This is a genomic window from Robinsoniella sp. RHS, assembly GCF_001029355.1.
GTDB lineage: Bacteria > Bacillota > Clostridia > Lachnospirales > Lachnospiraceae > Robinsoniella > Robinsoniella peoriensis.
Map to the genome: position 1 here is coordinate 1 of NZ_JNGB01000182.1, position 10,126 is coordinate 10,126.

Genomic DNA, 10,126 nt, shown 5'->3' on the forward strand with positions numbered 1-10,126 from the left:
TGTGTGCTTGGTGCTGAAGGGGGCACGCATTATTGTTAAGGGTGACTTTTACACACAGAGTGCTTCTAAATATAATAGTTTAAAGCCAGGAGCTATTTTAGAATTATATGGTGATTTTTATCAATTGGGTCCTACTGTGTTATATGGAATTTACGGATTTAACGATGTCGCTCATTTTGGAACAGTAATTTTTGCTGGTAATGAAACGCAACAAATTACAATGGAATCCAATCAAGCAAATTTGTTAAATATTATTCAAAATGAATCGTGTCCAAGCCTGGCGCTAAATTGTACAGGTGGTATGGTTGAATTTGCTAGTGATGTTAAGATAGAAAATGATGCTAAAATATATGAAATTGGCATCGGTCACGTATTAGATCTACAAGGAGATGCCAGTATAGCTGGTAAGCTTCATTTGGGCGGAGCATTTAAATGCAGCGGAAACTTAAGTTTATCAGGTCCGTCATCTATCAGCGGGGTATTGAAAATTGATGGGGATTTATTTATTGAAGGAAATGGATATCTCTGGATGTATGAAGATAACGCAGTCACCGCAGTAAAGGGCTCTTTATATAATAATGCCCTAGAGGATCAGCGTATCGATCACGGATTGTTGGATATAAAAGGAGATTTTATCCAAAGTACAGAAAGCACATTTAGTTCATTGGCGAATGCTTTTATTCAGATAAGGGGGGCTTACCACCATAATGTAAACTTTCCTGTAAAAGCGAAGGTTTTTTTTGGAAACTTTGGGATTGATCCCAGCAGGAACTATACCTTTACCAAACAACCCATATGGGGAAATCTCTATCTGGCAGTAGAAACAGATCAGATGACGGAACGTATAGCAGCCAAGTATTTTGGTAAACCTGGAACAAATGCAGCTACTGGAAATTATGCACAGGCTTTCTCTGACATAACAGTGCAAAGCGCCCTTGGACCATTTGAGATCACGCATTCTTATAACTCCATGAGTGAGGAGGATGGGGCTCTTGGAAAAGGTTTTTGGTTTAGCCCAAATATAAAGATGACATCAGAAAAGGTTCTGGATTCAGAGCAGAAGACTATATTTTTGCCGGATGGTTCCCGGTATACATTTCAGAAAAACAGCAATGAACAATATGATGCACTGGATTCCAGAGCAAGACTAATTGAGATATATGGGGATTTTCAGTTAAGAACACCAGACCAGGCGAAATTTGCTTTCGATAAAAACGGACATATACAATATATGGAAGATAATATTGGCAATCGAATAACCTACTCAGTAGATGATAACGGGAATATAGTTTTGATGCAAGATTCTTCTGGCACAAATGTTTCGTTTCATTACGATGGAAAATTACTGAAAAGTATTAAAAATGAAGAAACCGGAGAATTAGCCAGTTTTGAATTTACTGAAGGAAAACTTTCAAAATCTACGGATGCGAATGGTAAGGCTACTGGATATGAGTACAATTCCAATGGGTTACTAACTAAAATTATAAATAACGATGGCAGTATTTTTGAGGAAATCACCTATATCAATGGCGGAATACACGATAAAAAAGTAGCTACAGTAAAAAACATGATTGGTAATATAGATACGTACCTATATGATGATATCTTACGTAAAACTACTATTACGGATTCTAACGGACGATCTGTAACAAAGAAGTTTGATTTTAATTATAAATTAACTGACTCTACTAATGCACTAGGTGAAACTGTCCATACTCAGTATACTCAGACAAATGGGATATATAATTACAGCGAAGTAGAATCGGAAACTGATGTATATGGAAATGATACCTTTTATGAAAGAGATGATAAAGGTCGTGTAACAAAGGTTACTTATCCAGATAGATCAACTGAAATCACACAATATGATTATCATGGCAATATAAGTAAAAGTATTGATAAAAATGGTACAGCTACTTATTATGTTTATGATGATTCTGGCTTATACCTATTGGAAAAAGCAACTCCGCTGGATGGAAGCAGTATTTATAATGATGGTGCTAATAAAGAAAATTTTGCCATTACTACTTATACATATGACATGGATCATGAAATCAAAGGACTCCTTCTAACTGAAACAAATCCACTTGGGGATAATAAAAATTATATAGAATATATAAGGAACCAAAAAGGACAGACAATTGCCATGACTACCTATATGGATGGGAAACCTTATAAAACTACATATCAGTATAATGAGAAATGGCTTCCTACAATGGAAACTGCTCCAGACGGCATTGTTACAAAGTATGACTATAATAAACATAATGAAATAACCCGGAAAACAACGATAAGTGAAGACGGGAAACAGAAGACTCAGGAACGTTATTCTTATGATAATATGGGAAATAAGGTAATCGAGGCAGGAACGTTGTCTTATGATTCTTCTTTAGATGATTTGGAAAGCGATATTTATACAGGTCCCGGAACCAACTTTACCTATAATGAGGCAGGACAGAAAACTGTTAAAACGGATGCTCAGGGAAACACCACTGTTTATGTGTATGATTTATATGGTAATGTTTTAAAAGAAACAGACTCAGATGGTTCCTATAAAGAATATACATATGATGCCCTGGATAGGAAAACAAGTTCTATGTTTTATGATAGTACCACATCCGAAAAAATTCTTTTAGAAGAACAAAGTTACAGTCAATCAGGAAAAAATCTGCAGACAACCAAAACTTCCTATTTGGATCAAGAACGTACAGCAGTGACTACTGAGATAACAGACTTTGCCGGCAGAATTATAAGGGCTGTTGATGCTGATGGTAATACCATCAGTAAAACCTATACAGGTGATGGAAAGGTTTTATCCGAAACAGATCCCGATGGAAAAACAGCTACTTATACCTATAATGCATTGGGAAACCTAACAAGCCTGATATCTCCTTTTGACGGAGATTCCTATTCGCAGACGGTATATACCTATGACAAAGCTGGCAACATGCTTACAGAAATGGTATCAAACCAGGCAGTAGGAAGTTCCTCAGTTACATCTAGGAAAACGGCATATGAGTATGATGCATGGAATAATCTTCTGAAGACCATACAATATGATGGGGATAATCCGGTAGGTTATGTACAGGGATATTATAACTTCAAAGGACACCTGTTAAGAGAATACAAAGGATTGTCAGAGCCATTAACCATCACTGGCCTTGACCAGATAAAAACAAACGGTGATGATGTATATACGGTAACAAAATATGAATATAATTACCAGGGTAAAGTTTCAAAAATGACTGACAGTGCCGGTCAGATGGAGACTAACACCTATGATAGTGCCGGAAACCTGTTACAGACAAAGGAACAGGGAGGGGGTACCTATCAGGCAGCCTATGATATTTTAGGCCGTAAAACCGAAGAATCAAAATCATTTTCTGGGAAAACAGCCATACGGAAAACATTTGCCTATGACAGTATGGGAAGACTGATCTCTACAACGGAGAATAGTGATCAGGTAAACTTTACATATAATGGTCTGGGACAGATGGTACATGAAGAATGCGCCTCCACAGAAAAAGAATATCAGTATGATCATAGCGGAGCTGTATTATCTGTCCGGATTTCGGACAGCACAGGAGAACTGCGGAATACAAAAAATACCTACGATATTTTAGGGAGGCTTACAAGTGTAAGCGAAAACGGAAAACGCAAAGCATCCTATACTTATGATAAAAAGTCCCGTCTGTTGACTACAAAATATGAAAATGGAATCACCGAATCAACTGCTTACAATGATGGTAACATGCCGATATCCGTTGTAAACAAAGATGCTTCTGGAAAAATTATTTCCGAATACCAGTATACCTATGCAGTCGATGGCAATCAGCTCAGCAAAACAGATGCCGGTGGATCTACATCCTATCAATATGACGGTTTAAACCGTTTAATCGAAGAAACACATACCAATACTGGAGAAGTGGAAACAACCAGTTATGAATATGATGAAAATGGAAACCGAATTAGGATGGAAAAGATAACTGGAACTGGGCTTAAATGGGAGACATATACATACGATCAGCTGGATCGGCTGTTAACAAAATCTACCCCGGATGGTGAAACAGCATATACTTATGATCGGAACGGCAACTTGCTGACAAAATCAGAAGATAAAAAAGAGGAAATCCAGATATATGATGCGTTGAACCGCCTGATTTCCTGGACAGACGGAAGCAATACAGCAGAATATACCTATTATCCGGATAATAACCGCGCATCCAAGACTGTGAATGGTGTTACTACCAGCCATATCTGGTCAAACGGTGAAATACAGGTTGACTTTAAGGAAGGAAAGAATGTAAATTATATACATGGCCACCGCCTGATCGAATCAGATTATGGAATTTATTTATATAATGCCCATGGGGATGTTGTTCAGTTGGTAAAGAATGATCAGGTGTCACAACGCTATGATTATGACGCATATGGAAATCCCAAAGGCGAAGAGAATAGAGAGAATAAAACAGCAGAAAAACAGGAAGCCAGACAAAACGGTAGTAGCCATGTTGATCAAAACCCATACCGTTATGCAGGAGAATACCGCGATAAAGAAACAGGGTACATTTATTTACGGGCGAGGTATTATGATGTCAAACTGGGGCGTTTTCTAAATGTAGATCCAGCAAAACAAGGTACAAACTGGTATGCCTATGCTGGTGGCAACCCTGTGCTGTACCATGACCCCAGTGGATTGTCTTTCAGTGAATTCTGGGATGATGTGAAAAATACAGGTAAAAAATTCGTCTCAGGTGCCAAAAGTTTTTTTAATTCAATTGGAAGTGCGGCTTCGTCTGCTGGAAAAAAAATTAAAGAATTTGCGTCAACCCCTGGTGGGAAAATAGCAGTTGGTGTCTCTGTAATTGCCATAGCTGGAATAGCTACGTTAGCAACCGGAGGAGCTGCGGCTGGCTTAGCCGGCGGAATAGCACAGGGCGCGCTGATAGGTTCATCGGCAGCCGGAGCAATCGGAGCCGGATCAGGTGCATATTCGGCCGTTGTTGCCAATCGTGAGAACACAGGTAGCTGGGATGGGTCATTTTCAGCCGCATTAGATGGAGCAGCTTCAGGTTTCCAATCAGGAGCACTAGCAGGTGGATTTATTGGTATGCCTTTTGGGGCAGCAAGCTATGGGTCTAGTTACCTAACAGGACAGATGATGAACCCAAACAGTCCATTATATAGAGGAACAAGAGAGCCAGGTTCTATAACTGCTGGAGCAAAACTGGTTGAAACCTTAAACGATACGAAAAATGGTGGAGAAAGTAGTGTTTCAAATATTAAATCTGGATTATTGAAAATGGATTTGCAATACTTTGCTAAGAAAGATTTAAAACAGATATCAGATGTGGCAAATCAGATAGGCGTAAATAGAACAGATTTTGGAAATTTTATACATGAAGTGAAATCAGATCTGGGTAGAAAAGCGAATGAAAATTTTTCTTATCAGGAACTGATAGAACTAGCGAAGGAATTTAAAGGATTTGGAGGAAAATGATGCAAGGATATATAGCGCTTACAATTTCAGGAAAGTGTTTAGACTTTGATGAAATTAGTAAAAACATCAGTTTAGAACCAATTAAAACTGTAAAAAAAGGACAAAGAGTGGCTCTTAATATGGAAGTATCTGAAGAACAGTGGATTTATAAGATAAATTTTATAGATGAAGATTTTACAAATAAAATTAATTGTTTTCTTTTAAATATAGATTCATATAAGAATTATATTAATGATCTTCTAAAAACAAAAAAAGTAGAGTTAAATTGTTATTTAAATTCAGAAATGGGGCAATTTGGATTTACATTAACGGTTGAACAAATAATAAGAATACGAGAATTGGGGTTAAACATTAATTTCCATATTTTATCATATGGATTAGTGGAGTAGATAGGCATGTGTTTTCTAAATGCAGATCCAGCATAGACATACCAGTATGTCTATGTTGGTGGCAACCCTGTGTTACCATAACCCTAGTGGATTAAAAAAATATAGGTAAAAAATTCATCTCAGGAGCCAAAAGTTTTTTTAATTCAATAGGAAGTGCGGCTTCGTCTTTCCTGTTTTTCCGCTAAACTTGATTTTCAATATATTTTGAGATGTGGAACTTTCATGCTGGGGAACTCCTTGCCCACAAGACATGCAATTATAAAAACTACCCTGTCGCGACATACAGGGTAGTTAGTTTTAATCCAAACTTTATGCACTTATTATCTTAATATTGGGTAATCACTTGACATTTTCCAGACTGATGCAAAATCCAAAGTTGGAAATGAAGATTGTTCTGCCATCTGACTACCGGTAAGTTCAAAACACTTACAATCGCCATCATTAATATTAATAGTGCAGTAACTAGATGCAGTAGTTAACCAATAGCAATTTAATATATATCCATCATTACTTGCCATAATACCAGCTGTTGCTTTTCCTATATTAACACAATTCTCTATTTCTCCTCCATTTCCCGCAATGCCTCCACAATACGGTATAACTGATGTAGAATTGACTTCACCTAAATTATAGCAATTTTGTATTATACCTGAATCGCCGGCTATACCTCCCGCAATTCCATACCATTCACCTTTAATTGCAGAAATTTTACCACAGTTAAAACTTTTTTCTATAATGCGAGCATTTGCCCCACAAATCCCACCTACACAACTTACTGCAATCATAGTGTTATGATGGCAAGAAGCCGGACGATTGATGGGGATTATGAGATATGCCCACGTAATCCCATAGTTACCCATTGTCATTTATCACTGTTAAATGAGATTTCTGTGGTTGGGCATGCAGATATCGTAACAACACAAAATGGGGAATGGTGGATGGTTTTGCTGGGCGTCCGGCCTTATAGGGGCTTCCATTATAATCTTGGAAGAGAAACCTTTATGATTCCAATTGTATGGTCTGAAGACGGATGGCCAATGCCTGACACTGAAAACGGACTGGTTCATAAAGAAGAGCGTTTGCCTGATCTTCCAAGCTTTTATTGTCCTTTTACCGATTCGAATGACAATTTTGACTCCGACAGCCTTTCTATGATCTGGAACATGATTCATCCGCCTCAGAGAGATTTTTATTCTCTGACCAAACGCAGGGGATGTCTGCGCCTTTCGCTGGAACCAGAAGTGATTCAGGAAATCTGCAACCCGTCATTTATTGGCAGACGTCAGCAGCATAAAGTATTTATGGCTTCTGCTGCAATGGAGTTTACTCCTGAAAATGATTTGGAAGAGGCAGGCATTGTATTAATCCAGGATAACCGTTACAATCTGGTTTTTGTTAAGACATTCCGTAATAACCGCGCTGTCCTGCAACTGCACCGAACAGAAAATGGGGTACGCACTTTAATCAAAGAACTTCCGCTTGAAAATACCGGGCGCTTATGCCTCAGTGTACAGGGGCGTTGTGAAACATATGCCTTCTTCTATGGACCAAATGAACACGAATTAAAACTATTTGCGGAGGATATTGATGCAGCTCTTCTGAGTTCTACCGTAAATGAAGGATTTACGGGTGTTTACATTGGCATGTACGCCAGCAGCAATAAATCCGTTTCCACAAATTATGCAGACTTTGATTGGTTTCATTACACTGGAAAAGACATCTAAGATCAGCTAGCGATGCCTTTGGGATTGGTTTTTTATTGATAAAATTATCAATAAGAAACCAATCCTTGCATTTTTTGAGAATGTTGTATATAATACGTGGCAAAGGTGGTTAGCTCATGCTAACATTTTTATCCATTTTTGAAAGTGAGGATTTATTATGTCAAAGAAACATCTATTTAAAAATTTTGCAGTACTGTCCTGTGCGGCGATGCTGTTATTATCCGGGTGTCAAAGCTCACCGGATACTGCAAAGGACAGTTCCCAGACTCCAGCCACGAATTCCAGTGCCGAAACCGGCACAGAATCAAATACGGATACTAATAAGGATACTAATAAGGATACTAATAAGGATACGAATGGGGATACAGACAAAACTGCTAATACTTCTGCTGAAACCGGAGATAATATTACCGTTACAGATGCCAGAGGGGAAATTTCAATACCGGCAAACCCACAGAAAATTGTAGATATAAGTGGAAACAGTGATATCTTATCTGTGCTTGGATATAAGGTTGCAGGAACTGCGAATTCTGATGCTTATGACTATACGAAATTCCCTTCCTATCTGGAAGATGTTCTGGAAGGAGCTTCTATTCTGGGCTACAGCATGCAGGATACCATGGACGTAGAAGGAATTATTTCATTAGAACCGGATCTGATCATTATCTCTACTGTTCAGGAGAAAATGTACCAGCAGCTTTCTGAAATCGCTCCGGTTGTTATGTTAGAACTTGCCCAGACAGACTGGAAAGAAGATGTCAAAAGCGTTGCCGGAATTATGAATAAAACCGCAAAAGCGGATCAGTGGCTCTCTTCTTATGAAGAAAAAGCATTAAAAATTGGTGAAGAAATCCGCAGCTCCTATGGCGAAGACACTACTTACCTCGCTCTTTTGGCAAGCGGGGGACAAATTTTTATCTTTGATAAGGCCGGTATTGGCAGCATCTTATACGATGACATGGGCTTAAAACGGCCTGAAGGAATGCCGGTTCAGGAAAATATCAGCCTCCCGGTTGTCAGCTACGAAGGACTTGCCCAGATCGATGCAGACCGCATTCTGGCTATAGGTACGGATGAAGATCTCGCATCCCTTCGGGAAAATCCAGTTTGGAAGAATATGGATCCGGTGAAGAACGGGAATGTTCTGGAGCTTCCTTCCAGCCCTTATTTTAACCAGGGTTACAGCTGCATCGGCAGATCTTTGTTTTTGGATGAAGCATCATCCCTGATGGAGAAATTAAAATGAATCGTAAGTTAACAGGTGCATGGTTCTTCAGTATCCTCTTGGTGGCGGCCGGATTAATGGCCGCCGCTTGCGCAGGTGCAAAAAATATCCCAGCGGAAACTGTTCTGAATAGTTTATTTGCAGCCGGAAAGCCTGAGGAGCTTCCTCTGGATATGCAGCTTGTAAGAAATATTCGTCTTCCCAGGGCACTTGCAAGTGCTATCATCGGCGGTCTTCTTGGAATGGGCGGTGCCATGATGCAGGGAGTAACCCGCAATCCTATTGCAGAGCCATCCATTATGGGAATCACCCAGGGAGCTGCCCTTGCCGTCGCTATCGTAAGTGTCAATACTTCCCTTTATGGTATACTGGGTAATTTTGCGGCAGCAATGCTCGGGGCTTTCATCAGCGGTATTTTAGTTTTGCTTTTCAGTTTAAAAAGCGCTTCTAATATGAATATTTCCCGCCTTATTCTTGCCGGAACAGCACTTGGAACCTTTTTCCTGTCTCTGGCATCTGTCATCGCTTTGTTGGGCAACCGTTCACAGGAACTGGCCTTCTGGGTATCCGGCGGATTTCGTACGGCTTCCTGGGATCAAATGAACATTTTACTGATTGTCAGCATTCCCTGCCTTATCTCTGCCCTAATTATAAGCAGCAAGATAAATATTGTAAGCCTGGGAGATGATGTCTGTACAGGGCTTGGCGTAAATCCTGTTAAAATCCGGATTCTTACAATGATTCTGCTGATTCCCATGTGTGCCGTAAGTGTGGCAATTGCCGGAAATATTGCTTTCGTAGGTCTAATTGTTCCTCATGTTGTACGCAAAATGTCCGGGAATGATTACCGTAAATTGATACCGCTATCTTTTTTATTTGGAAGTGCCCTCCTGATTTGGGCGGATATTGCAGCCAGAATGGTTCAACCGCCATACGAAACCCCTATTGGACTTTTTACTGCTCTGATTGGAGTTCCTGTATTTCTCCTGATGATTAGAAAGGAGAGCCGGTGATGAAGAGAAGATTTCATATTGTATTGTTCGTTACTGCTATTTTCCTGCTTGCTGCCATGCTTATTTCTCTCATATGGGGAACTTATTCTATTTCGGTAAAAGATGTATTTAACACTCTTTTCGGACAGGGCAGTAAATTGCAAAACACCACTATATTCCAGCTCCGTCTCCCAAGAATCTTTATAGCCCTATTTGTCGGAATCGCACTTTCTACAGCAGGCTGTGTTCTGCAAAGTGTGACCCGTAATCCTTTAGCGGAACCTGGTATGATTGGT

The 10,126-nt window shown here is 39.4% G+C and carries 7 protein-coding genes; 6 read left to right on the forward strand and 1 reads right to left on the reverse strand.

Features of this window, described 5'->3' with window-relative positions; genetic code table 11:
* Window positions 1–301: 301 nt before the first annotated feature.
* A complete protein-coding gene (locus RHS_RS27730) occupies window positions 302–5,500 on the forward strand; it encodes an RHS repeat-associated core domain-containing protein (RefSeq protein WP_395023614.1) in 5,199 nt (1,732 codons plus the stop codon).
* On the forward strand, window positions 5,497–5,889 hold the full coding sequence (locus RHS_RS27735; protein WP_081820297.1) for a DUF4279 domain-containing protein: 393 nt from the start codon (window positions 5,497–5,499) through the stop codon (window positions 5,887–5,889). The genes RHS_RS27730 and RHS_RS27735 overlap by 4 nt, the downstream gene beginning before the upstream one ends.
* Window positions 5,890–6,209: 320 nt before the next feature.
* Here the strand turns inward: RHS_RS27735 and RHS_RS27740 are convergent, their stop codons facing one another.
* Window positions 6,210–6,674 carry a hypothetical protein gene (locus RHS_RS27740; protein WP_047835010.1) on the reverse strand — a complete coding sequence of 155 codons (465 nt, stop codon included), beginning with the start codon at window positions 6,672–6,674 and terminating at the stop codon, window positions 6,210–6,212.
* Window positions 6,675–6,680: 6 nt separating this feature from the next.
* Between RHS_RS27740 and RHS_RS27745 the strand changes: the two genes are divergently transcribed.
* From RHS_RS27745 to RHS_RS27760, 4 genes are all read left to right on the forward strand, one after another.
* Entirely contained in the window at window positions 6,681–7,613 is a 933-nt protein-coding gene (locus tag RHS_RS27745; protein ID WP_395023615.1) for a family 43 glycosylhydrolase, read from the forward strand.
* Between the two features lie 157 nt (window positions 7,614–7,770).
* Window positions 7,771–8,859, forward strand: a complete 1,089-nt coding sequence (locus RHS_RS27750) for an ABC transporter substrate-binding protein (protein ID WP_047835011.1) — start codon at window positions 7,771–7,773, stop codon at window positions 8,857–8,859.
* On the forward strand, window positions 8,856–9,851 hold the full coding sequence (locus RHS_RS27755; RefSeq protein WP_044297496.1) for an iron ABC transporter permease: 996 nt from the start codon (window positions 8,856–8,858) through the stop codon (window positions 9,849–9,851). The genes RHS_RS27750 and RHS_RS27755 overlap by 4 nt, the downstream gene beginning before the upstream one ends.
* On the forward strand, window positions 9,851–10,126 hold a 276-nt coding region (locus tag RHS_RS27760), incomplete at its 3' end, for an iron chelate uptake ABC transporter family permease subunit (protein ID WP_047835012.1). The genes RHS_RS27755 and RHS_RS27760, both read left to right, overlap by 1 nt.